This is a genomic window from Planococcus faecalis, from assembly GCF_002009235.1.
Lineage (GTDB): Bacteria > Bacillota > Bacilli > Bacillales_A > Planococcaceae > Planococcus > Planococcus kocurii.
In genome coordinates this window covers 2,421,340-2,443,630 of the sequence record NZ_CP019401.1, presented here as the reverse complement: position 1 = coordinate 2,443,630, position 22,291 = coordinate 2,421,340, and the positions used below count along the sequence as shown (strand labels likewise).

Genomic DNA, 22,291 nt, shown 5'->3' with positions numbered 1-22,291 from the left:
AACTCTATTCACTATTCTCGTAATTTCCTAATTTTATAAGTCAAATAAATGATAGAATGGAAGAACGATGGATAAAGAAAAGCTTTAACGAGCAGATCGTTCTTTATTAGTACTCATCGTTAGTCGCCTTAATGCAATAATGGAAAAAGGAGTGCAGCAAATGATGAAAACGTGGAAGTGGATGACCGTTTGTGCAGTGAGCATTAGTTTAGTAAGTATAGGAAATGTATATGCAGATGAAGAAAATAAAACGCCTGATTTTACACAGCGTGCCTATGAAACAGCTGAACTTGACTCTCAGGTATTGGCATCATCCAAACTATTCAAATTTGATTCTGGACTGGAGTTTATTTACCCGGATGCTGTACGAGGAATTTTTGTAACGGCCCATTCGGCTGGAGGAGAACGCTTTGATTCGCTAATTAGTCTTGTGGATAAAACAGAATTAAACGCTATGGTTATTGATATAAAAGAAGACTTAGGCCACTTAACGTACATACCTGAAGAAGGTTCAGATTTGGCGAAACTGGATATGGGACAAGCTCTAATAAAAGATCCGCGAGCAATGCTAGAAAAATTAGAAAAAAAAGAGATCTATCCGATCGCCCGCGTCGTTGTATTTAAAGATACCGTCTTAGCTGAACAAAGGCCGGAGCTAACATTTATGGACGGAGATCAAGTATGGAAAAATAACCGCGGAGAATCGTTTGTGAATCCATTTCTAAAAGAAGTATGGGATCATAATGTTCAAATTGCCATCGAAGCAGCAAAGCTTGGATTCAAAGAAATCCAATTCGACTATGTCCGCTTCCCAGAAGGTTTTGAGAACCGAGCGAGTGACTTAACTTATTCACTCGGTGATTACGAAGATTCTGCTGCTGACCCTATACAAAGAAGAGTCGAGGCCGTGACGGACTTTGTGGCTTACGCTAAAGAACAATTACAACCTTATGGAGTAGAAGTATCGGTCGACATTTTCGGCTATGCAGCTACTTTACCAGAAGCGCCAGGTATCGGTCAGAATTTTTCGAAGATCTCTGAAAATGTCGATGTGATTTCATCCATGATTTACCCGAGTCACTGGACCTCTTATTTTGGAATCGCAAAACCGGACTTAGAACCTTATCAACTAGTGACGGAATACGCGAAAGTAGAAAACCAAGTACTAGCAAGCTTAGACAGTGCACCTGTTTCAAGACCTTGGCTTCAAGACTTTACAGCGAGTTACTTAGGCGCTGGTAATTATAAGCGATACGGAAAAGTAGAAGTAGAGGCTCAGATCAAAGCACTCAATGATCAAGGAATAGAAGAGTTTCTGTTGTGGAACGCTGGAAATTCGTATTCCGAGGGAGTAGATTATACGCCGTAAAAATATATTCAAGAAATCACTCATTAAATTATCTAGCTTAAAATGAAACCTTTTTCAGACTGAAACGTAATATATAAGTATGAAAGACATTTTCAAAAAGAAATGGTAAATGAGAATAAAATATTTTGATTTGGGAGTTTACGACAAAAAGAAACAGGGTAAATTTAAGATATAACTTACAAAGTATAAAGAAAATATAGTCAAAATGTGACGAAATGCTTCTTTTTTAATTTATTTATTGAGATAGGCTATTAAAATAGCTCCAATCGTTGTATAATGAATGTAGAGCCTCTAAACTATAATGATTCTAAATTGAAAAAAGAAATACACTAAAATTTTCATGAATCCGAAAGGAAGTGCTCCACTATGATGGTTACACTATTTACTTCTCCGAGCTGCACATCTTGCAGAAAAGCAAAAGCATGGCTTGAGGAACATGACATTCCATATACAGAACGCAATATTTTCTCTGAGCCACTAACTATTAGTGAAATTAAAGAAATCTTACGTATGACTGAAGACGGTACGGATGAAATCATCTCTACTCGTTCTAAAATATTCCAAAAATTAAATGTAGATGTTGAGAGTTTACCGCTTCAGCGTTTGTATGAGTTAATTCAGGAACATCCTGGTTTGTTGCGTCGTCCGATTATTATGGATGAAAAACGCCTTCAAGTAGGATACAATGAAGATGAAATTCGTCGATTCCTACCACGTAAAGTCAGAGCTTATCAGTTGCTTGAAGCTCAGCGTATGGTGAACTAATAATAAATGCATTAGCTGCCCGGTCTTTATGGTATTTCATAAGAGATCTTCGGGCAGCTTTTCTTTATCCTAAATTAGTTGCATAAATCAGTTAAGTAGATTAAACTCTATGTACTTGCAACTGCCAGTAGAGATAGGCATAAACTTTTTCTTTATCTGCAATAGAAGTTATACTTATTAAAAGTAATACAGCACGGCTCTGAGGAATGTTCTCTTAGTCCAAACCGTAAAGGAGAGGTGTAAAATGGAAATAGAACGCATAAACGACAACACAGTTAAATTTTACATTTCCTATCTCGACGTTGAAGAGCGAGGGTTTAGCCGTGACGAAATCTGGTTTAACAGAGATAAAAGTGAAGAGCTTTTTTGGGAAATGATGGATGAAGTCAACGAAGAGGCCGATTTCGTAATGGAAGGTCCACTTTGGATCCAAGTCCAGGCTATGGACAAAGGTCTTGAAGTGACTGTGACACGCGCTCAATTAACTAAAGATGGGCAAAAACTCGACTTGCCTGATGATATAGAGGAACGTCGAAAAATGTTTGCAAGCGAAGATGCAACTGCTCCAGAATTTGATGAATTCGAGCCAGTTTTTGAAGAACCTGATGTTAAGAAACTTGAATATACATTTGTCTTCTCAGAAGTGGAAGAATTGCTACCGATTGCAAGGCGCTTAATGTACGTGCCGATTGCATCAGCTATCTACCATTTTGATAATAAGTATTATCTTTATACAAATTTCGATGAAATTCTTCATTCACAAGAAGACATCAAAAATAATGTCAGTATCATTGCAGAGTATTTGCGTACTTCACCTGTCACAATTCACCGTCTTGAAGAATACGGTAAACCTATTTTTACAGAGGATGCACTTTCAAATGTGCTTCACTATTTCGGCTAAGATCTCCTGAGAAGGAGATCTTTTTTTGTTGCCAAACTCCTGTTAATTTCATAAACTGAATAAAAGGAGAGTGATTACTATATTAGTGGCCAAAACCAAGCGCCAGGAATTATTTTATTTAACCGGCAAGCATACCCGACAAGAATTACAGGAAATTCGTTTGCAAGAACAGTTTTATTGCCCCTCCTGTCAAGCCTCGCTGCTGTTGAAAATTGGACAAATTAATATTCCTCATTTTGCACACAAAACTCTTTCAGACTGCGACCATTCCAGCGAACCCGAATCCTCTTTACATCTTCATGGTAAACTTCTGCTTTATCACTTCTTCCAACAGTTAAAGTTCAAGGTTGAACTAGAACAATACTTACCCCCGATTCGCCAGCGTGCGGATCTTTTAGTCGATAGCCATTATGCTATTGAATTCCAATGTAGTTCAATACCTGTCTCGCAGCTTGTGCAGCGCTCTAAAGGTTACCTAACAATCGGTATTCAGCCTATCTGGATTAAAGGCTTAAAAGAGCCTTGCCAAGAAGAAATTGGACTGCTTCGGATAAAATCAGACGAACTTGCAATGCGACAAAGTGCAGGTCAGGTTTCTTTTATTCTTTTATTTTATCCACCGAATAACCAATTTTATTATCAGTCCAATTTGTTTTATGTGAGTCCAAACCGGTGGGTAGGGAAAACTAAGTCACTTCAAGCGACTAAACAGATTTTTCCTTTCGCATTGCCGAAGCCGTTATCAAAAGAGGAATTCAAAGTGGTCATGGAAGTTTTTTACCAGGTGAAAAAGAAATATATCCGCAATCAGTTATATGCCGAAAATCGGATCAAAAATGTATTTTGTCGGCTGTGCTATGAATTACGAGTAGATGTGATGAATGTTCCAAAATTAGTTGGAATTCCTTTACTGGGTGCAGACTGCATAAAGCAGCCTGCTATACTGTGGCAATTACAAGTTGTAGTGGCTTACGATAAAGGCATTTCAATAGCGGCGTTGGTAGCTTCAGGGAAATTGACTTTAATCAATCCTGCACTAACACAACAAGCCGTGCTAATCATGGAAGATTATTTGTCTCTATATGTAGCTTTTAAAGACAAAAAACTGGAGAATGCCAATCTTTTGGATATCGTCTATGATATCTATTGCAAAAACTTGAGAAAATTGAGAAAATAAGGTGTAATTCGATTCCCGAAAGAATGGAATAGAGGAGGAAATAGAATGGTTGAAAAAGTACTGACAAGAGATGAAGTTCCAACAGAATTGACATGGCGATTGGAAGATATATTTGCGAGTGATGAGCTTTGGGAAAAAGAGTTTGAAGAGGTTACCGCTCTTAGCGATAAAGCAGAATCGTATCAAGGAAAGCTACAACAAAGTGCAGAATCTCTTTATGAGGTGTTGGTTTATAAAGATGAGTTGACGGAGCGCTTGAGACGTCTTTATACTTACTCGCACATGCGTTACGATCAAGATACGACCAATTCAAAATACCAAGCACTAGACAGTCGAATCAAATCGTTATTTGCAAAAGTATCAGCAGGTTTGTCATTTTTAACACCTGAAATTTTAGCTCTAGACGAATCAACTTTAAATGAATATGTCGCAAACCATGAAGGATTGAGTTTATACAAGCAAGCACTTAAAGAATTAAATTCGATGCGTCCTCATGTGTTGCCGGCTGAACAAGAATCTTTAATGGCTCAAATGTCAGAAGTCGCCCAAGCGTCTTCCGAAACATTTGGCAGCTTGAACAATGCAGACCTTGAATTTCCAGAGATAGAAGATGAATCTGGCCAACAAGTTCAAATTACACACGGCAATTATATTCGGTTCTTAGAAAGCAGCGACCGCCGCGTACGTGAAGATGCTTTTAAAGCGGTCTACGCGACGTACGGCAAGTTCCGGAACACCTTTGCATCTACCTTATCAGGTAACATCAAACGCGATAATGTAAATGCGCGAATCCGTAAATTCGATTCAGCTCGCCAAGCGGCTTTAGCTGACGACCATATTCCAGAAGCGGTTTACGATAACTTGGTTGAAACGGTCAATGACAATCTTCACTTATTGCATCGCTATTCTGCTTTGCGTAAAGAAGTACTAGGACTCGACAAAGTTCATATGTGGGATCTGCATACACCACTCGTTCCAGAAGTGAAGATGGAAATGCCGTACGATAAAGCAACAGGCGTTATGCTGAGAGGGCTGGAAGCTTTAGGGGATGAGTATGTAGGAATTGTCAAAGAAGGCATCGATAACCGCTGGGTAGACGTGAAAGAAAACAAAGGCAAGCGCAGCGGAGCTTATTCATCAGGAGCATATGGAACCAATCCGTATATTTTGATGAACTGGCAAGATAATGTGAATAATTTGTTTACGCTGGCGCATGAATTTGGCCACAGTGTCCATAGTTATTATTCACGCAAAAATCAGCCTTATGTTTACGGGGATTATTCGATTTTTGTCGCAGAAGTGGCTTCTACAACAAACGAGGCTTTATTGAATGAATACATGGTCGAGGCAACGGATGATGACCAGGAACGTATTTACTTATTGAACAATTGGCTTGATGGCTTCCGTGGCACTGTATTCCGTCAAACGATGTTTGCCGAGTTTGAACATATGATCCACAAAATGGACCAAGACGGTGAAGCATTGACTGCAGATCGCTTAACAGAAGTTTATTACGAGCTAAATCAAAAATATTATGGACCTGACGTCGCAGCTGATGAAGAAATTGGGTTGGAGTGGGCACGCATTCCACACTTTTACTATAATTATTATGTCTTCCAATACGCCACTGGATTTAGTGCAGCTACAGCATTGAGCAAAGGCATTCTAGAAGAAGGGCAACCTGCAGTGGACCGCTATATCAATGAATTTCTCAAGGCGGGAAGCTCAGATTACCCAATAGAAGTACTAAAAAAAGCCGGTGTTGACATGACCCAATCAAAAGCTGTTAAAGAAGCTTGCATGGTATTTGAAGAAAAATTAAACGAACTCGAAAAATTATTGCTGAATAAATAAAGCTTTAAAAAGAAGCAGCCCTCATGAGGTTGCTTCTTTTTAATATTATTTAAGAATAACAAACGAGTAGATTAGAGATTTCATTGTGACTACAAATATGACAAGTTTGTGAAATCGCTTGTGAAATATTGATTTAACTATTATTCCATGATAAGATAATCTTGTGAAATAAATCACATACAAACATACACCCCTTTGTTTGAGCGTGAACATTTCTCCCATCCCCTTTGTGTAATATAGAAAGACGCCTTCCGGACGTGGAAGGCGTCTTTTACGTTTAATAGAAGGATGAATTTTTTTATTTTATCCTAAAATTTGGTGATACTGTCCGATTCAAATGAAATACTGTCCAAATTGGCCAAATACTGTCCAATTCAGCTCGAATACTGTCCAACTTACATAAATACTGTCGAAACGCATAATAAACGCTAAAAAAAATAACCTGTCTCCCAAAGTTGGGAGGCAGGTTATTTAACTTTCCATAACGTTTCTTTCGGCATGCAAATGCGTTCTAGTTTTTGTTGAAGTACTTGTTTTTTTAACTCACATTCTGCTGTTTGTTCAGAAATGTTGTATATAGAAGCAATTTCTCTAGTTGCCATCGTCGAATATTTAGTGAAAAGATCATCTAAAGAAGGTGGAGTTTGTCGATTTAAACTTTCTTCTCCCATCATCTCTTGTAAAATGGTTTGATAAACATCATATGAATAAAGTCCAGATACTTTTACACCTTCATCTTCAATGCATTCATTGAAAAACACGATGCTTGGCACTTCGTTAATTTCCATTTCACGAGTAATCTTTAAATCGCATTGAAACGCTTTTGCGGTATGCACCGAATGAAAATCCAATTTAAATTCTTCTTGGTCTAGCTCGGCTTCTTCTGCAATCTCTAACAAAACGCTGTAAGAAGAAACGTCTTTTGACTGAAGAAAAAGGTGTTCTTGCAATTTGTGGAGAAATCGATTTCCTGAGCGTTTTCCTTGAAGCTCTGCCGCTTTGATCGCAACGGAAGGTAACACGGGATGAGTCAAGTTGTCGGTCTCGATATTTGCTGAAAGTATTGTTTTATTTAAGTTGAGTAATTGTGTACTTAGCACAATACGCATGGAAAAATAATGGCCATATTCAATTTGTAATTTTCGAATGACTCCTTGCATCTCCCAGCATTCTGGGTTGAGCGGATCCACAAAAACATACAGCTCCATTGGTTTAAAAGAACTCACAGGTTCATGAATTTCTTCGACCAAATCTAAGTTACTCACTCCAACTCCTCCTCACTATCAGACTCATTGACCATATGATGTGCCGTTAAAACAAGTCTGTTGTATAAGGTTTCACGGAACATTCCATTTAGCCCCACTTCATCCATCGCTTCGCTCATGCACTCTAACCAAGCTTGAGCTCTAGCAGGTGTGATAGCAAATGGGTTATGTCTAGCTTTTAATCTTGGATGTCCATGTTCTTCTGAATAAAGATTCGGTCCACCTAAATATTGGGTTAAAAATTGTTTTTGTTTACGGGCGGTTTCTGAAAGGTCATTTGGGAAAATAGGCTGCAGCTTTGGATGTGCCGCTACGCGAGCATAAAATGCGTCGACTAGCTGTGATAATGTTTCCGCACCAATCTCTTCATACGGAATAATCGGTTTTCCAGTCATCATCGTGTCTCCTTTGCTTTAGCTGTCATTTCATTCTACCAACGGATCCCGAATATCTCAAACAAAGCGACTGCAGAGCTGCCAGGATTTGGGGATTGAAACTAGTAATCAGTAGAACGTGCTGCAGCAGATTTCATAAAACGCGCAATTTTCTTATCTGCTGGACGTTGTTGAATGCCTTGTTGCTGCAAGAAATTCAAAAAGTTTTCCTGACCAGTTGCAGCATCGGAAACTTCGTATTCCAATTCGAAATCTTCTTGTCCATTGTATTCGGAATGGTCAAGTACCAATAAGCCTTGCAAGTATTCAAATTCCACACGATGGGTCGTTAATGTGCCGATGGATGTTAACTTTTCTGTCAGCACCTCAAGTTTTAACAATGCTTCGGCTACTTCTGTAGCTTCGAAAGACTGTGATTCAAGCATGCGACGTGCTTGTTCATTAGTCAATTGATCGGTAATTTCGTAATGTCCAACTGGGGCTGGAATTTTTAAGGTACATTCAAAGTGATTGTTTTTATCGCGTATGCGCAATGCGCTAAGTTGCTGTTTTAATTGGAAATCAGCGGTATCAAAATAATGATTGTGTTGGGTAATGGGGCCACTATGAAAATCGGAATAATCTTTCAGTAAACGGGTATATTCTTCTTTTGTTAGCATGTTTTTAAATTCAATTTCAAGTTCTTTTGTCATGAAAAACACCTCTCTAGTAACTTCATTATCGGATAGTTGCATGCAAACTGCAACGAATGGCAGAGCTGTGTTAAAATATCATTATCAACAAGCTAGAAAGGAAGGTTCGATTTGCATAAATTAGTGGCAGTAAACAGGACCGAAATAACTGAAAAAAACATTGAGTTTATTATCGAAGAAATGGAACCGGCCGAAGCGCTTGAAGCATCCGGTCAAATGTTGACAGATTCTGATCATCAGGCGTTTGTCTATTTGTTGGACACAGGTACTGATTATATATATGTCCAATTTAAACTACATACATGGCCAGCGTTAACGCAAGCGTTACAACTGAAAAAAGTTCCGCTTCTGACGTGGGGTAAGCAAATTATGCCATTAGCAAATTTTCACGAAGAACTGTGGATGCTGGTGGAAAACATAGAAGGCAACGACAATTACGGGGAAGATTTCCGTACCGCTGTCGAGCAAGCATTTCATGAGGCACTTGCTTCACGAGCTTAAAAGAAGTAAGGGGGTCCGGTGATGGGGCAATGGAATCGATTTTTAGCACCATATAAACAAGCAGTAGACGAATTAAAAATTAAATTTAAAGGAATGCGGAGCCAATTTGAAAATGACAACACCAATTCGCCAATCGAATTTGTAACGGGACGTGTCAAACCGTTAGCAAGTATTTACGATAAGACTTTAGAAAAAGGGATTGCGTTTGAACCCTCTGAAAAGCTTGCGCATCAATTGCAGGATATCGCGGGTATTCGAATGATGTGTCAGTTTGTAGGGGATATTGAAACCGTAGTAGCTTTACTAAAACAACGTAAAGACTTGCGAATTGTAGAGGAAAAAGACTATATCTCAAACGAAAAGCAGAGCGGCTATCGATCGTACCACGTAATTGTAGAATACCCTGTTCAAACGATTAACGGCGAGGAACTGATTTTAGCAGAGATCCAAATCCGTACGCTGGCTATGAATTTTTGGGCTTCAATCGAGCATTCCTTGAATTATAAGTACAAAGGCGTTTTTCCAGAAGAAATAAAAAATCGGCTTCAACGAGCAGCAGAAGCCGCGTTCCAACTAGACGAGGAGATGTCCCAGATTCGGGATGAAATTCAAGAAGCCCAAGCTTATTTCACCGAGTTTAAGGAATCTCCCGGTACACATTTCCTGAGTGATAGAGAAGGAGGTCGAGCAGAACGATGAAATTTCATATCATATCGAGAACAGACAAATTATCCAATGACTTGATGAGGACCGCAAAAGACTATTTAGAGGATTTTGGCATGGAATGGAACGAGGAATCGCCAGACGTTGTTTTGTCTATCGGCGGAGATGGGACGTTGCTTCACGCTTTTCACAAATACAGCGAAAAGTTGTCAGAAGTCGCTTTTGTCGGAATACACACCGGTCATCTTGGCTTTTATGCCGATTGGAAACCGATTGAAATTGAAAAGCTTGTTTTGTCTATCGCGAAAAAAGAATATGAAGTAATCGAATATCCTTTACTCGAAGTCAGCATTCATTATCAGAACTTAGACGACCCCGCTGTTTATTTGGCTTTGAACGAGTCAACGGTAAAATCTCCTGATGTGACATTGGTAATGGATGTCTTTTTGAATGAAAGTCATTTCGAACGTTTTAGAGGAGATGGGTTGTGCATGTCGACCCCTTCAGGCAGTACAGCTTACAACAAAGCATTAGGCGGTGCCATCATCCATCCATCGCTGCAAGCAATGCAATTGACGGAGATGGCATCGATCAATAACCGTGTCTTCCGAACAGTCGGTTCCCCACTGGTGCTGCCTGGGCATCATAAATGTGCATTGCGCCCTGTTAAGGCCCCTGATTTTATGGTTACCGTCGATCACTTACAACTGCTCCATAAAGACGTTAAATCAATCGAGTATAAAGTGGCCAAGGAAAAAGTGCGCTTTGCGAGATTCCGTGCATTTCCATTTTGGCAACGTGTTCACGACTCGTTTATCGACAGTGAGCTTTCAGATTGAATGCTATGAAACCTTTTCAATTGACGTATACCGCTGAAAATCCGGGATTGCTCCGAGACGCGCTAGGAGGATGGGGCATCTCCAAACGGACACTAGCTTCTGTTAAATACGGAGGTGGTCAAATTCTGGTGAATGGTGCAGAAGTAACGGTCAGGCATGCCTTAGAAAAAGGGGATGCTGTGACCGTTATTTTTCCGAATGAAGAACATGGCAAAGGCTTAAGTGCAGAAGACGGACCACTGGAAATTGTCTACGAAGATGAAGCGTTACTAATTGTGGAAAAGCCGCCTATGCAAAATACGATCCCGTCCCGTGAGCATCCTTTTGGCAGTTTAGCCAATATTGTTGCAAAGCATTTTAATGACCATGGGATTCCGTCTACTTTGCATATCGCAACTCGACTCGACCGTGACACTTCCGGACTTGTTTGCATCGCAAAAAATCGCCATATTCATCATATGATTTCATTGCAACAACAGGAAAAAAAGATGAAGCGGCGATATGAGGCGCTAGTTCATGGACATTTAGAAAAAGAAAAATTTACGATAACAGCTCCGATTGGTCGAAAAAACGCCAGCATTATCGAGCGAGAAGTTCGGGAAGACGGTCAATTTGCGGAAACTGAAGTTTGTTTGCTTCAAAAGATAGCAGGCTATTCGCATGTTTCTTTGCAATTAAATACGGGAAGAACCCATCAAATACGCGTTCATTTAGCGCATATTGGTCATCCCTTAGTTGGAGATGATTTGTATGGTGGCAAGAGAAATCTCATAAAGCGCCAAGCACTGCATTGCACAGAGTTGGAGTTGATCCATCCAGTTACAGACGAAAGGCTGTTCTTCCATTCGTCATTAAATGGGGACATGCAGTCGTTGATTTAAGTGTAACGATAAAAGCGGTCTGGTTGATAAGGCTGTTCGGAAGAGACGGATACGATTTCTTTTTCAGGAAAACGGAAGGCGGTTAACGAACCCCCAAAAACACAGCCTGTATCAATATTGACGGTGTTGTTGATAAAATAAGGTTCTCTCGTCGGCGTATGACCATAAACGACCCATTTAGGACCTTTATAGAATTTGGCCCAGTCGCGGCGAACAGGACGACCATCAGCGTGAAACTTTCCCGTAATATCGCCGTATAGTACAAAGACCGCGATGCCTCTACTCAGCGGCTTTCCAACCATTTCAGCCTTTAGTCCAGCGTGAGCAACGATTAAATCATGATCAAGTTGTTGGTAATGAGGCAACTGTTCATAAAACTCAAGATAGCGTTTGCGAAATTGCTGTTGTTCTTGTGGAGACAGCATTTTCCATTCGGCCACAGTCATTTCTAAGCCGTGAGCAAGCTGGACATCATGTCCTTTGAAAAAGCGGAAAAGTTTATTGCAATGATTGCCAGGGGAATAGTAAAGAATGCCCTCGTCCTGTAAGGCGAATAATAAACGTAGAACTTCAAGTGATTCAGGACCGCGGTCCGTGGCATCTCCAACAAAAGCGAGTTGCCTGTTTTCAGGATGAATAAAGACATCTCGCTGTTTTTCGTACCCTAATCGGTCAATGAGCTTTAGTAGCTCCTGATAGCAGCCATGAATGTCACCAATTACATCAAATTTCATCGAACACACCTCTTTTTAAAAATTTACTATACATATGAGTGGTACAGCGTATAGACTACTATAGCAAGCATAGAAGATCTTCGGAAGGAGGGAGTATACATGATGGAAGAAAAAGTAGTACGCGATGAAGAATTAAACGAAGCATTGTTCACTGAATTACTTATACGCGGAGATGTTAAAGAATTCCGTGATGAGTTTTTATCCCACCATCCATACGACCAAGCAAGTTTTTACGAGAAAGCGGATTCGGGGACAAGGCAATTGCTGTATCAGTATCTCTCTCCTAAAGAGATGGCGGATTTGTTTGAAGCGATTGAATTAGATGATGATGATTACGAAGATCTATTTCTCGAGATGGATGCTCGTTATGCTTCTGATTTGTTGTCCTATATGTACACAGATGACGCGGTAGATATCTTAAACGAATTAAATAAAGAGCAGGTCGCCACTTATTTAACAATCATGGATAAAGAATCGGCGCAGCAAATTAAAGATCTACTGCATTATGAAGAGTATACGGCAGGTTCCATTATGACGACTGAATTTGTAGCTGTACCGAAAAATTCGACAGTACGTTCTGCGATGAACATTCTTCGTAATGCAGCACCTAATGCTGAAACCATCTATTATGTATTTGTCGTTGATGATGATAAGAAGCTGTCAGGCATTGTCACGTTAAGGGATTTGATTCTTGCAGAAGAAGATACCCTGATTAGTGCCATTATGAACGAACGAGTGGTCAGTGTTTCGGTTAGCGAAGACCAAGAAGAAGTAGCGCGAATGATTAAGGATTATGACTTCCTGGCATTGCCGGTAGTCGATTTTCAACAGCATTTGCTAGGCATTATTACCGTCGACGATATTATTGATGTATTAGAAGAAGAAGCTTCAGACGATTATTCGAAACTCGCAGCTGTATCAGATATGGACACGTTTGACAAAAGTTCGTTGACTGCCGCTAAAAAACGGTTGCCTTGGCTGATTTTGTTAACATTTTTAGGTATGTTGACGGCCAATTTGATGGGCATGTTTGAAGCAACGCTGGATCAAGTAGCGTTATTAGCTGTTTTTATCCCACTTATTGCGGGTATGGCTGGTAACAGTGGCACACAAGCACTAGCTGTAGCAGTTCGAGGAATTGCGACAGGGGACATTGAAGAAGAAAGTAAAATGAAATTATTACTCCGTGAAGCGGGTACGGGACTCATTACGGGCATTGTGTGCGGAGTCGTCGTTGTCGGCTTGGTTTACTTCTGGAAAGGTGAATTGTTAATCGGCATGCTCGTCGGAACTGCTGTTATGAGTTCTATTTTTGTCGCCACGTTAGCCGGTTCCTTTATCCCGTTATTAATTCATCGGATGAAGATTGATCCAGCTGTAGCATCAGGTCCTTTTATCACAACGTTAAACGATATTATTTCGATTTTAATATATTTAGGCTTAGCTACCACTTTTTTGAGCCGCCTCTAGAAAAGTGCAAATTGCACTTTTCTTTTTTGTGATGTATTATTAGTACCAGGTAATAATAATCGATGCAGGAGGAATGGACATGTCAATATCATTACAAGGAAAGACTTTTGTCATTATGGGAGTAGCCAACAAGCGGAGCATTGCTTGGGGGATTGCACGTTCGTTAGATCAATCTGGAGCCAATCTAATTTTTACTTATGCAGGTGAACGTTTTGAAAAATCAGTACGGGATTTAGTCGCAACGTTGGATGGGAACCATGAATTGATTTTGCCATGCGATGTGACCAATGATGAAGCTGTTGCGACTTGTTTCACGACAATTAAAGAACAAGTTGGCACAATTCACGGATTGGCGCATTGTATCGCTTTTGCAAAAGGCGAAGAATTAGCAGGCGATTTTTCAGATACATCGCGAGATGGCTTCTTGTTAGCACATAATATTAGCGCGTACTCGTTAACAAATATCGCGAAAAATGCAAAACCATTGATGGCTGAAGGCGGTAGTATCGTTGCACTAACTTATATCGGTGGCGAACGTGTAATGCCTAACTATAACGTCATGGGTGTTGCGAAAGCTTCTCTTGAAATGTCCGTGCGTTATTTAGCAGCAGACCTTGGCAAACACAATATTCGTGTCAACGCGATTTCTTCAGGTCCAATTCGTACGCTTTCTTCAAAAGGTGTCAGTGATTTCAACTCGATTTTACACGAAATTGAAGAAAAAGCGCCATTACGTCGTAATACGACACCTGAAGAAGTGGGCGATACAGCGGCATTCCTTTTCAGTGATATGTCACGCGGAATTACAGGAGAAACTATTCATGTAGACAGCGGGTTCCATATTTTATAAGCAGCAAAAAAACAGATCAGCCGATTTACCGGTTGATCTGTTTTTATTATTCTTAGTTTAATGATTTTTCCATCGTTTTATGGGGAATATCTGCGTCCATAAATTCGTCTGATGTAATTTCATAGCCAAGCTTTTCATAAAAGGCAAGCGCGTGAGTTTGTGCATTCAATTTGAGTCTGAAAATGCCATTTGTCTGAGCATAATCTTCCATTTCGTTCATCATCATGACGCCAATGTGCTGACCGCGGTACTCGGAAAGCACGCATACGCGTTCAACTTTGCCAAGACCGGTTTCAACTTCACGGATACGCCCAGCAGCAATTGGCTGTTCAAGTTGATACGCGATAAAGTGAATGGCGCCATCGTCATGTTCATCCATTTCGATATGAAGAGGAACCTTTTGTTCTTCTACAAAAACTTTTCTGCGAATATCAAAAGCTTGTTCTTTTTCCATTTGGTTTTCAGCCATTTTAACTTTCAACACTTATTGATCATCTCCAGTTAAACGGAATGTCTCATAAACCGTCCACGATCCATCTTCTAATTGATAAAGCAGATGCACCCGGTCAATGATTTCTTCGTGATCAATGCCGGCCATTTTTAACTGACCGTAGACATCAGCATGTTCTGTATCAGACAATTTTTGCCCGATTGTGATATGCGGTATGAAAGAGTGTTTGGACGTGCCACCAAAGAAATCAGAATTTAAATCCTCATGTAGCCCTTTGATTTCAGCAGTCGGTTCTACTTTGAAATACAAAGTAGTGTTAACCGGGGAAAATGTGCTAACACGCGTAGCATGCAATTTAAATGGTTTATGGCGACTTGCAATATTCCGCATTTCTGCTGCCATTTCCTTAATCTGTGATGCATCCACCTCAAATGGATCTTTTAATGTCATGTGAGGAGTGATTAACTCATAATGCGGATCATATCTTTTCCGGTACGAATTGGCAATATCCTGTAATTTTTTTGAAGGAAAAGCTGCGACTCCATATTTCATCCTAATGACCTCCTTGTCTGTAATAACCATCTTATAAGTATGTTGCTCATGCTACTTTGGAGCATCATCAGCCTTTACATGCCGAAGTTCTGAATAAGTGCACGTCTTAAATCGGGCTGCCAATGCTTCCAAGTGTGGTCTCCTTCAAATTCTTCATAAAAGACCGAAAACCCTTTATTTTTCATTAAATTATTTAATTTTCGATTTGGTTCGAGAAAATCAGCAGTTTCTCCTGATCCCAATTTTACGGCTGTTTCTTCTTTTCCAATTACATGATAAACGGTAAACGAGTTTGCTGATTTAAAAGCTTCCACGGCCGTTAATAGGTTTTCGCCAACTTTCGGTGACTGAAGAATTACGCGCCCAAAAATATTTGGGTATTTTAAAGCTGCCATTAGGGACACAGTCGCGGCTAACGAGTCACCAATCAAAGCGCGTCCCATACCCACTTGATAAGTCGGGTACTTAGCATCTAAAAACGGTACCAGTTCGTGTGCTAAAAAGCGCAGGTAAGCGCCATGTTGCTCGCCAGTCGGCTCGTATTTTTTATTGCGATCAGCTACGCTTTTATACGGAACACCGACCACAATAATATTTTCTATTTCTCGATTTTCCAATAATTCATCCACAACTCGCGGAATTCTCCCCAGCTGAAAATAATCTTTGCCGTCAGAAGCAATAACGAGTGTGTATTTATACAAAGGTGAAAAATTGGAAGGGAGATAGACAAGCAGTTGCATATCTTCTTGAAGCTCTTTGCTGTAGATCGATAAATCTTCTACCTTTCCAGTAGTCATGTCTATGCCTCCTTTAGGGTTTTGTAAGAAAATTGTACCACATTGCATAGACAAGGTATAATGGAAAGGAACATGAATAAGTTAAGATGAGAGGGGTTTTGGATATGGATGGCAGAAGATTCCGGGTTCACTCAGATGATGTGACAAAAGCTACTCATGAAGCATTAGAACGTAGAGGCGTTACAAATGAAGACATAGCCAAAATAGTTTTGGATATGCAATTGCCTTTTAACGAAGGACTTAAAATCGAACATTGTATGGAGTCCGTTGAAAGTGTTTTACGTAAACGTGAAATGCAGCATGCCTTACTTGTGGGAATTGAATTAGATGAACTTGCTGAACAAGGTAAACTATCCCGCCCACTTCAACAAATTGTAGGTTCGGATGAAGGTCTTTTTGGCGTTGATGAAATGATTGGACTCGGTGCAGTGTTAACGTATGGCAGTATCGCAGTAACGACATTCGGTCATTTGGACAAAAATAAAACAGGCATTATCCATGAGTTGGATACTAAATACGGTGGACAGGTTCATACTTTTTTGGATGATTTAGTCGCTAGTGTTGCTGCATGCGCATCAGCGCGTATCGCTCACCGCACGCGTGATCTGGAAGAACAAGGTAAGACTTTTGAAGATTTGGCTCCGGAAGACACAGCTCCTGAAACGTATGTAGAAGGTGCAGAGACGTAAACGAGTATTCTAAATGTTCTTTATGTAAGCGGTTGTATTTTTCGAAATGCATTGAATCTAGTAAGAAAGACATGCTATTATGAATAAGAACGTCAAAAATTAGTTTAGAAAAGGGAGGTCACTTTATGTTGAGAAAGAAATTTGGTTTATTCGCTGTAGTTACTCTTGCAGGATCTGTGTTTTTAGCAGGTTGTGGAGATGACAAGGCTACTGAAGGTGGAGGCGGAGAAGAAGCTTCTAAAGATCCAGAATTCCTTAGTATTCTGACAGGTGGAACAACAGGTACGTATTATCCACTTGGTGGCGCAATGGCATCCATTATTGAAACAGAGACAGGTTTAGATACAACTGCCGAAGTTTCACAGGCATCTGCTGCAAACATGACGGCACTGGCTGATGGAGATGCACAAATCGCATTTGTTCAAACAGATACGGCATTTTACGCTGCTGAAGGATCGAATATGTTCGAAGGCGAAGTGATTGATACGGTTTCTGCTATTGGGGCACTTTACCCAGAAACAATTCAATTAGTTACAACTTCAAGTTCAGGTATCGCTTCATTTGACGATTTGGCTGGGAAGAAAATTTCAGTTGGTGCACCTGGCTCTGGGACTTATATTAACGCTGAACAATTATTAGAAATCCATGGCATGACAATGGACGATATTGATGCACAGAATCTTGACTTTGGCGAATCACAAGAAAGCTTGCAGTCAGGTCAAATTGACGCAGCATTCATCACTGCTGGGACACCAACAGGCGCAGTTGAAAGCTTAGGCGCAACTTCTGATGTAGTAATCATTCCTGTAGAAAAGGATAAAGCCGATGAATTGATCGAGAAATATCCTTACTATGCGCACGACGTTGTACCATCTGGTATTTACGGATTGACTGAAGAAGTTCCAACGGTTTCTGTTTTAGCGATGTTAGTCGTGCAGAATGACCTTTCAGAAGATCTTGTTTACAATATCACAAAAGCAATTTACGAAAACACAGATAAAATCCAGCATGCAAAAGCTGAATTGATCAAAGCTGAAACAGGCCTTGACGGAATTGGAATCGATATCCATCCAGGTGCACAAAAATATTTCGATGAAGTAAATTAATTGAATGAGCGATTAACTGACGGTAAAGCGCAAGCTTGCCGTCAGTTATTTGTTTACATAGGGGAGAACAGATTATGCGGTGTAACCGGATACAAAAAATCCTTCTTTTCGTAACCATCCTCCTCATCATCAGCTCCTTAATCGCATTTATCCCTTCCCAGAAGTATTATGTGTTTATCGACAATGAGACTGAAGAAGTAGCGGCTTATGTACCAGTTGTCAGCCCGTACTTCCAACTAATCTATACGCATTCAATTCACTTATCAGAAGTTATTGAAAGCTACAAAGTAGTAAGCGATAATAGAATAATGATGACAGAACTTGAATACGAAGACTTTAACATTGGCATGCCTTCAAATGCAGGAGAAGGAGAGACCTTTGTCGAAAAAGACGGTAAATACTTTATCAAGAATATGACAAAGGAAATTCCGGAGTTTCGGTTATTTGTGGGAGATGTGGATGCCAACTTGTCATTCAAAACTAAAGGACATCAGATGGATTTAAAAAGAACACTTGAAAGAGGACAGTCCTATACGTTTCGCGTAGAGCACTTATCCCTGTTTCAACTAAGAAAAGGAGTGAGAATTGATGAGCGATAAGTTATCTCCAGAAGAACTTCAACAGAAAAAGCTTCCACCAGAAGATGAATCATACATCTCAGAGGAAAAACAAAAGGAAATTCTACAAAAATACGATCCTGAATCCAATACGAGAGATTTAAGTGGAATAATTAAACATGTGGTCTTTTTCGGTTTACTAGCCTTTTCCTTATTCCAATTGTATACCGCTATCTTTGGGCAGTATACTGCTTACATTCAGCGGTCGGTTCACTTAGGGTTTGCACTGTCCTTAATCTTTCTATTATTTCCTGCTAGAAAACGCAAAGGGGCTCGTCACAAAGTTGCCTGGTATGACTACATACTGGCGCTATTATCAGTAGGCGTAGCTGCCTATTGGCCAATTATGTATGATGATTTAGTCTTCCGTCTTGGACGGGTTACCGAATTGGATTTAATTGTCGGGATATTAGCAATCTTGCTGACACTTGAAGCAACACGGCGAGCAGTCGGTATGCCAATTACGGTCATCGCCAGTTTGTTCTTGGCATATTCCTTTTTCGGACCTTATTTCCCAGGGTTTTTACGCCACAGGGGACAGGATTTAGATTCGGTTATCCAACTGATGTTCTATACTACCGATGGAATCTTAGGAACACCCATCAGTGTCTCAGCTACCTTCATTTTTACCTTCTTGTTATTTGGTTCGTTCCTAGTGAAAACGGGGGTCGGGCAGTATTTTAATGACTTGGCTGTATCACTCGCAGGTAATTTAGTTGGTGGCCCCGCGAAGGTAGCAATCTTCTCAAGTGCTTTGCAAGGAACCATTTCCGGAAGTTCAGTGGCCAACGTTGTCACATCAGGTTCTTATACGATTCCGATGATGAAAAAATTGGGTTACAAGAAAGAGTTTGCTGGTGGAGTAGAGGCAGCGGCTTCAACAGGCGGTCAATTAATGCCACCAATTATGGGTGCTGCAGCTTTTCTAATGGTTGAATTTATTGGAGGAGTAACCTACTGGGAAATAGCGAAAGCCGCTGCTATACCGGCTCTTTTGTATTTCACAGGTGTTTGGATCATGACTCATTTCGAAGCCAAACGAATTGGCCTGAAGGGTCTTTCTCCAGAAGAAATGCCAAATCGTAATGAAGTATTAAAAAAGATTTACTTACTTACGCCGATTGTTGCCATCATCGTATTTTTATTGATTGGTGTGCCAACAATGCAAGCAGCACTTTACGGAATCTTGTTAACGATTTTTGTTAGTGCTTTCAACAAAGAAACACGACTTAGCTTTAAAGATATGATTTTAGCTTTAGTCGATGGTGCAAGAACAGCGTTAGCAGTTGCAGCAGCCACAGCAGCAGCAGGTATTATCGTTGGAGTAGTTGTTAAGACCGGGCTCGGATTGAGCTTGGCAAATGGACTAGTTTCAGCTTCAGGAGGAAACATCCTGTTAACGCTGTTCTTCACAATGCTAGCAGCAATTGTTTTGGGCATGGGCTCTCCAACAACTGCCAACTATGTTATTACGTCTACAATTGCAGCACCTGCTATTATTACGCTGTTAATGTTAGATGAGCCAGTTGGAGCAGCAGTTCCACTAGTGGTCGCTTTATCTGCCCATTTATTCGTTTTCTACTTTGGTATCATTGCTGATATTACACCACCGGTTGCACTTGCTGCATTTGCAGCGTCAGGTATCTCAGGTGGAGAGCCGATTAAAACCGGCTTTATTGCTGCTAAATTAGCAGCAGCAGCGTTCATCATTCCATATATGTTCGTGTTATCTCCAGCGCTGTTAATGATTGATACAAGCTGGCCAGAATTGATTTGGGTATTAATTACAGCTCTTTCAGGTATGGTTGCCATCGGAGCAGGACTCATTGGTTTCTGGTACCGAAAACTAAACTGGTTCGAGCGCATTATTACATTTGCGACTGGACTGGCGTTGATTTATCCAGAAGGCTTGTCTGATACAATTGGCGCAATACTATTCGTAATTTTGTTCGGAATTCAATGGATGGCACGTGAAAAGAAACCTGCTAAAACAGTAGCAGCGTAAAAAAGACAAAACCGTTTGGGCCAATGCCCGAACGGTTTTTTTTCATTGTTTTGGTTTATGAAAATACGAAAAAAGCCACCACCCGAAGGTGATGACTTTTTCAAAGCAAACTTTGTTCCTAAAGCTTGCAGTGGGTTTGGCACCCAATGATTTTTACTAATCTTAAAAACAATAAAAATGTTGGATGTCGAACTGCTTACTTTATTCATCATATACGGTTAAAAGAGAAATGTAAAGTTGTTAGAAAGTTTGGTGTTTCAAAAGATCACTAACTTATATGGAGTGCAAATTGATTGTCTGAGTACAAAACTATGGACAGTTACTAAAAAACAGGTACTAGTCTGATGTTCATTTGCTAAATTACCAAACGGCTGTTTTTATTTTCCTTAAAAGGATTGCCGTTAGTATAGCTGTGGTATAGAATAAGAACAAATGTTCTATTTGGAGGTGGTAATTATGAAGATGCATGAATTACCGGAACCTTATATTTTTTGTATCGACATGTGCGGCTTTTACGCCAGTGTTTCAGCGGTCGAGCTTGGATTTGACCCTTTAGAAGTTTGTCTTGCAGTTGTCGGGAATCAACAGCGAAAAGGCAGTGTTGTATTGGCTGCATCACCCATGATGAAAAAACGTTTTGGTGTGAGAACAGGTACAAGACTGTTTGAAATTCCAAATCACCGAGATATTTTGTTGATCGAGCCAAAAATGAAATTGTATCTACAGAAATCCATGGCCATTTCAGAGTTATTAGCAAGCTACGTGCCGAAAGAATCGATTCACATCTACAGCGTGGACGAAAGTTTTGTTGAACTTACAGGAACTGAAAAGTTATGGGGAGCACCCACAATGACGATGCGCCGCATTCAACAAGAAATACTAGAGCACTTTAAACTGCCTTCTTCAGTCGGCGGAGGACCGAACATGCTACTAGCAAAACTAGCACTGGATTTAGAAGCGAAAGAGACTGGATTTGCCTTTTGGACTTACGCCGATGTGGCCATGAAGTTGTGGCCCGTTAAACCGTTGAGCCGCATGTGGGGCATTGGGTCTCGAACCGAGAAGACCTTAAACAATATGGGGATTTTCTCTGTTGGTGATTTGGCTTGTGCTGATGTTTCAGTTCTAGAAAAACAGTTTGGTATTTTAGGAAATCAGCTGCATCAGCACGCCAACGGCATCGATCTGTCAGATATGGGGACACCTTTAGTCGAAGGACAAATTAGTTACGGCAAAGGACAAATTTTATACCGGGATTACATAGAAGAACAAGACATCATGACCATCATCCTGGAAATGTGCGAAGACGTCGCGATGAGAACACGCCAAGCGAGACGTGCAGGACGGACCATTCACTTAAGCATCGTTTACAGCAAGACAGCTTTCGGTGGTGGATTTTCCCACTCACGGTCCATTGACGAAGCGACAAATGATACATTGAAAATTTATAAGGTTTGCCAAGGCATTTTCAGAGAGTATTTTCAACACAAGCCAGTTCGGCAAATATCATTAGCTATCAGCAATTTAGAAGAAGAGTCATCGATGCAGTTAAGTCTCTTTGACGAAAAAAAGTTTGAAAACAGACAGCTTGGAGAAGCGATGGATCGGATTCGTAAAAGATATGGCTATTCAGCTATTTACCGCGGTGTATCAGCTACACAAGCGGGTACTGCGATCGCACGAACGAAATTAATCGGTGGGCACAATAAAGAATAAGG

Annotated in this window: 23 protein-coding genes; 16 read left to right on the top strand and 7 right to left on the bottom strand. The window is 40.4% G+C overall.

Annotation, left to right across the window (positions count from 1 at the left end):
- The first annotated feature begins 160 nt into the window (after nucleotides 1-160).
- The 5 genes from AJGP001_RS12340 (at nucleotide 161) to pepF (ending at nucleotide 6,066) form a co-directional block, all read left to right on the top strand.
- Nucleotides 161-1,369 carry a putative glycoside hydrolase gene (locus tag AJGP001_RS12340; RefSeq protein ID WP_078080597.1) on the top strand — a complete coding sequence of 403 codons (1,209 nt, stop codon included), beginning with the start codon at nucleotides 161-163 and terminating at the stop codon, nucleotides 1,367-1,369.
- Nucleotides 1,370-1,738: 369 nt separating this feature from the next.
- Nucleotides 1,739-2,134 carry a transcriptional regulator SpxA gene (gene spxA, locus AJGP001_RS12335; protein WP_008429739.1) on the top strand — a complete coding sequence of 132 codons (396 nt, stop codon included), beginning with the start codon at nucleotides 1,739-1,741 and terminating at the stop codon, nucleotides 2,132-2,134.
- 244 nt (nucleotides 2,135-2,378) lie between these two features.
- Nucleotides 2,379-3,035, top strand: coding sequence for an adaptor protein MecA (gene mecA, locus AJGP001_RS12330; protein ID WP_071153550.1), 657 nt, complete (start codon nucleotides 2,379-2,381; stop codon nucleotides 3,033-3,035).
- Between the two features lie 70 nt (nucleotides 3,036-3,105).
- Nucleotides 3,106-4,212, top strand: a complete 1,107-nt coding sequence (locus tag AJGP001_RS12325) for a competence protein CoiA (RefSeq protein WP_245830171.1) — start codon at nucleotides 3,106-3,108, stop codon at nucleotides 4,210-4,212.
- 45 nt (nucleotides 4,213-4,257) lie between these two features.
- Entirely contained in the window at nucleotides 4,258-6,066 is a 1,809-nt protein-coding gene (gene pepF, locus AJGP001_RS12320) for an oligoendopeptidase F (protein WP_078080596.1), read from the top strand.
- Nucleotides 6,067-6,533: 467 nt separating this feature from the next.
- Here the strand turns inward: pepF and AJGP001_RS12315 are convergent, their stop codons facing one another.
- From AJGP001_RS12315 to AJGP001_RS12305, 3 genes are all read right to left on the bottom strand, one after another.
- Entirely contained in the window at nucleotides 6,534-7,331 is a 798-nt protein-coding gene (locus AJGP001_RS12315) for a ClpXP adapter SpxH family protein (protein ID WP_058384749.1), read from the bottom strand.
- Nucleotides 7,328-7,726, bottom strand: coding sequence for a globin domain-containing protein (locus AJGP001_RS12310; RefSeq protein WP_071153552.1), 399 nt, complete (start codon nucleotides 7,724-7,726; stop codon nucleotides 7,328-7,330). The genes AJGP001_RS12315 and AJGP001_RS12310 overlap by 4 nt, the downstream gene beginning before the upstream one ends.
- A gap of 101 nt (nucleotides 7,727-7,827) precedes the next feature.
- Nucleotides 7,828-8,418 carry a CYTH domain-containing protein gene (locus AJGP001_RS12305; protein ID WP_078080595.1) on the bottom strand — a complete coding sequence of 197 codons (591 nt, stop codon included), beginning with the start codon at nucleotides 8,416-8,418 and terminating at the stop codon, nucleotides 7,828-7,830.
- Between the two features lie 111 nt (nucleotides 8,419-8,529).
- On the opposite strand from AJGP001_RS12305, the gene AJGP001_RS12300 reads away from it, so the two are divergent.
- The 4 genes from AJGP001_RS12300 to AJGP001_RS12285 are packed head-to-tail and all read left to right on the top strand — an operon-like array spanning nucleotide 8,530 to nucleotide 11,302.
- Nucleotides 8,530-8,919 carry a UPF0738 family protein gene (locus tag AJGP001_RS12300; RefSeq protein WP_058384752.1) on the top strand — a complete coding sequence of 130 codons (390 nt, stop codon included), beginning with the start codon at nucleotides 8,530-8,532 and terminating at the stop codon, nucleotides 8,917-8,919.
- A gap of 21 nt (nucleotides 8,920-8,940) precedes the next feature.
- The gene (gene yjbM, locus AJGP001_RS12295) at nucleotides 8,941-9,618 is read left to right on the top strand and encodes a GTP diphosphokinase (RefSeq protein WP_058384753.1); all 678 of its coding nucleotides are present in this window, start codon (nucleotides 8,941-8,943) and stop codon (nucleotides 9,616-9,618) included.
- On the top strand, nucleotides 9,615-10,421 hold the full coding sequence (locus tag AJGP001_RS12290; RefSeq protein WP_058384754.1) for an NAD kinase: 807 nt from the start codon (nucleotides 9,615-9,617) through the stop codon (nucleotides 10,419-10,421). The genes yjbM and AJGP001_RS12290 overlap by 4 nt, the downstream gene beginning before the upstream one ends.
- 5 nt (nucleotides 10,422-10,426) lie before the next feature.
- Nucleotides 10,427-11,302 (top strand): RluA family pseudouridine synthase, encoded by an 876-nt coding sequence (locus AJGP001_RS12285; protein ID WP_071153584.1) that lies wholly within the window; start codon nucleotides 10,427-10,429, stop codon nucleotides 11,300-11,302.
- Here the strand turns inward: AJGP001_RS12285 and prpE are convergent.
- Entirely contained in the window at nucleotides 11,299-12,036 is a 738-nt protein-coding gene (prpE, locus tag AJGP001_RS12280) for a bis(5'-nucleosyl)-tetraphosphatase PrpE (RefSeq protein WP_071153553.1), read from the bottom strand. The two genes, AJGP001_RS12285 and prpE, sit on opposite strands and share 4 nt — an antisense overlap.
- Before the next feature lie 99 nt (nucleotides 12,037-12,135).
- On the opposite strand from prpE, the gene mgtE reads away from it, so the two are divergent.
- Nucleotides 12,136-13,506: a magnesium transporter gene (gene mgtE, locus AJGP001_RS12275; RefSeq protein ID WP_071153554.1), complete on the top strand. Its 1,371-nt coding sequence runs from the start codon at nucleotides 12,136-12,138 to the stop codon at nucleotides 13,504-13,506.
- A 79-nt stretch (nucleotides 13,507-13,585) separates the two neighbouring features.
- The gene (gene fabI, locus AJGP001_RS12270; RefSeq protein WP_058384757.1) at nucleotides 13,586-14,356 is read left to right on the top strand and encodes an enoyl-ACP reductase FabI; all 771 of its coding nucleotides are present in this window, start codon (nucleotides 13,586-13,588) and stop codon (nucleotides 14,354-14,356) included.
- A 52-nt stretch (nucleotides 14,357-14,408) separates the two neighbouring features.
- Here the strand turns inward: fabI and AJGP001_RS12265 are convergent, their stop codons facing one another.
- The 3 genes from AJGP001_RS12265 to AJGP001_RS12255 all read right to left on the bottom strand — a co-directional run bounded on the left by AJGP001_RS12265 (nucleotide 14,409) and on the right by AJGP001_RS12255 (nucleotide 16,156).
- Nucleotides 14,409-14,840 (bottom strand): GNAT family N-acetyltransferase, encoded by a 432-nt coding sequence (locus AJGP001_RS12265; protein WP_058384758.1) that lies wholly within the window; start codon nucleotides 14,838-14,840, stop codon nucleotides 14,409-14,411.
- Nucleotides 14,841-15,359, bottom strand: coding sequence for a YjcG family protein (locus AJGP001_RS12260; protein WP_058384759.1), 519 nt, complete (start codon nucleotides 15,357-15,359; stop codon nucleotides 14,841-14,843).
- A gap of 74 nt (nucleotides 15,360-15,433) precedes the next feature.
- Nucleotides 15,434-16,156 (bottom strand): alpha/beta hydrolase, encoded by a 723-nt coding sequence (locus tag AJGP001_RS12255; protein WP_058384760.1) that lies wholly within the window; start codon nucleotides 16,154-16,156, stop codon nucleotides 15,434-15,436.
- Nucleotides 16,157-16,260: 104 nt separating this feature from the next.
- Between AJGP001_RS12255 and AJGP001_RS12250 the strand changes: the two genes are divergently transcribed.
- The 5 genes from AJGP001_RS12250 (at nucleotide 16,261) to AJGP001_RS12230 (ending at nucleotide 22,289) form a co-directional block, all read left to right on the top strand.
- Entirely contained in the window at nucleotides 16,261-16,845 is a 585-nt protein-coding gene (locus AJGP001_RS12250) for a phosphatidylglycerophosphatase A family protein (protein ID WP_058384761.1), read from the top strand.
- 125 nt (nucleotides 16,846-16,970) lie between these two features.
- Entirely contained in the window at nucleotides 16,971-17,951 is a 981-nt protein-coding gene (locus AJGP001_RS12245; protein ID WP_071153555.1) for a TAXI family TRAP transporter solute-binding subunit, read from the top strand.
- 74 nt (nucleotides 17,952-18,025) lie between these two features.
- Complete coding sequence (locus AJGP001_RS12240) at nucleotides 18,026-18,550, top strand: DUF1850 domain-containing protein (RefSeq protein ID WP_058384763.1); 525 nt, start codon at nucleotides 18,026-18,028, stop codon at nucleotides 18,548-18,550.
- Nucleotides 18,540-20,573, top strand: coding sequence for a TRAP transporter permease (locus AJGP001_RS12235; RefSeq protein ID WP_071153556.1), 2,034 nt, complete (start codon nucleotides 18,540-18,542; stop codon nucleotides 20,571-20,573). Before AJGP001_RS12240 ends, AJGP001_RS12235 begins: the two co-directional genes overlap by 11 nt.
- A 456-nt stretch (nucleotides 20,574-21,029) precedes the next feature.
- A complete protein-coding gene (locus AJGP001_RS12230) occupies nucleotides 21,030-22,289 on the top strand; it encodes a Y-family DNA polymerase (protein WP_245830169.1) in 1,260 nt (419 codons plus the stop codon).
- Nucleotides 22,290-22,291: the final 2 nt, after the last annotated feature.

What these genes read in the sequence shown, in the direction of transcription:
- AJGP001_RS12340 (WP_078080597.1), top strand. Translation starts at nt 161, where the DNA reads ATGATGAAAACGTGGAAGTGGATGACCGTTTGTGCAGTGAGCATTAGT.
- spxA (WP_008429739.1), top strand. Translation starts at nt 1,739, where the DNA reads ATGGTTACACTATTTACTTCTCCGAGCTGCACATCTTGCAGAAAAGCA.
- mecA (WP_071153550.1), top strand. Translation starts at nt 2,379, where the DNA reads ATGGAAATAGAACGCATAAACGACAACACAGTTAAATTTTACATTTCC.
- pepF (WP_078080596.1), top strand. Translation starts at nt 4,258, where the DNA reads ATGGTTGAAAAAGTACTGACAAGAGATGAAGTTCCAACAGAATTGACA.
- AJGP001_RS12310 (WP_071153552.1), bottom strand. Translation starts at nt 7,726, where the DNA reads ATGACTGGAAAACCGATTATTCCGTATGAAGAGATTGGTGCGGAAACA.
- AJGP001_RS12305 (WP_078080595.1), bottom strand. Translation starts at nt 8,418, where the DNA reads ATGACAAAAGAACTTGAAATTGAATTTAAAAACATGCTAACAAAAGAA.
- yjbM (WP_058384753.1), top strand. Translation starts at nt 8,941, where the DNA reads ATGGGGCAATGGAATCGATTTTTAGCACCATATAAACAAGCAGTAGAC.
- AJGP001_RS12290 (WP_058384754.1), top strand. Translation starts at nt 9,615, where the DNA reads ATGAAATTTCATATCATATCGAGAACAGACAAATTATCCAATGACTTG.
- AJGP001_RS12285 (WP_071153584.1), top strand. Translation starts at nt 10,427, where the DNA reads ATGAAACCTTTTCAATTGACGTATACCGCTGAAAATCCGGGATTGCTC.
- prpE (WP_071153553.1), bottom strand. Translation starts at nt 12,036, where the DNA reads ATGAAATTTGATGTAATTGGTGACATTCATGGCTGCTATCAGGAGCTA.
- mgtE (WP_071153554.1), top strand. Translation starts at nt 12,136, where the DNA reads ATGATGGAAGAAAAAGTAGTACGCGATGAAGAATTAAACGAAGCATTG.
- fabI (WP_058384757.1), top strand. Translation starts at nt 13,586, where the DNA reads ATGTCAATATCATTACAAGGAAAGACTTTTGTCATTATGGGAGTAGCC.
- AJGP001_RS12260 (WP_058384759.1), bottom strand. Translation starts at nt 15,359, where the DNA reads ATGAAATATGGAGTCGCAGCTTTTCCTTCAAAAAAATTACAGGATATT.
- AJGP001_RS12255 (WP_058384760.1), bottom strand. Translation starts at nt 16,156, where the DNA reads ATGACTACTGGAAAGGTAGAAGATTTATCGATCTACAGCAAAGAGCTT.
- AJGP001_RS12250 (WP_058384761.1), top strand. Translation starts at nt 16,261, where the DNA reads ATGGATGGCAGAAGATTCCGGGTTCACTCAGATGATGTGACAAAAGCT.
- AJGP001_RS12245 (WP_071153555.1), top strand. Translation starts at nt 16,971, where the DNA reads ATGTTGAGAAAGAAATTTGGTTTATTCGCTGTAGTTACTCTTGCAGGA.
- AJGP001_RS12240 (WP_058384763.1), top strand. Translation starts at nt 18,026, where the DNA reads ATGCGGTGTAACCGGATACAAAAAATCCTTCTTTTCGTAACCATCCTC.
- AJGP001_RS12235 (WP_071153556.1), top strand. Translation starts at nt 18,540, where the DNA reads ATGAGCGATAAGTTATCTCCAGAAGAACTTCAACAGAAAAAGCTTCCA.
- AJGP001_RS12230 (WP_245830169.1), top strand. Translation starts at nt 21,030, where the DNA reads ATGAAGATGCATGAATTACCGGAACCTTATATTTTTTGTATCGACATG.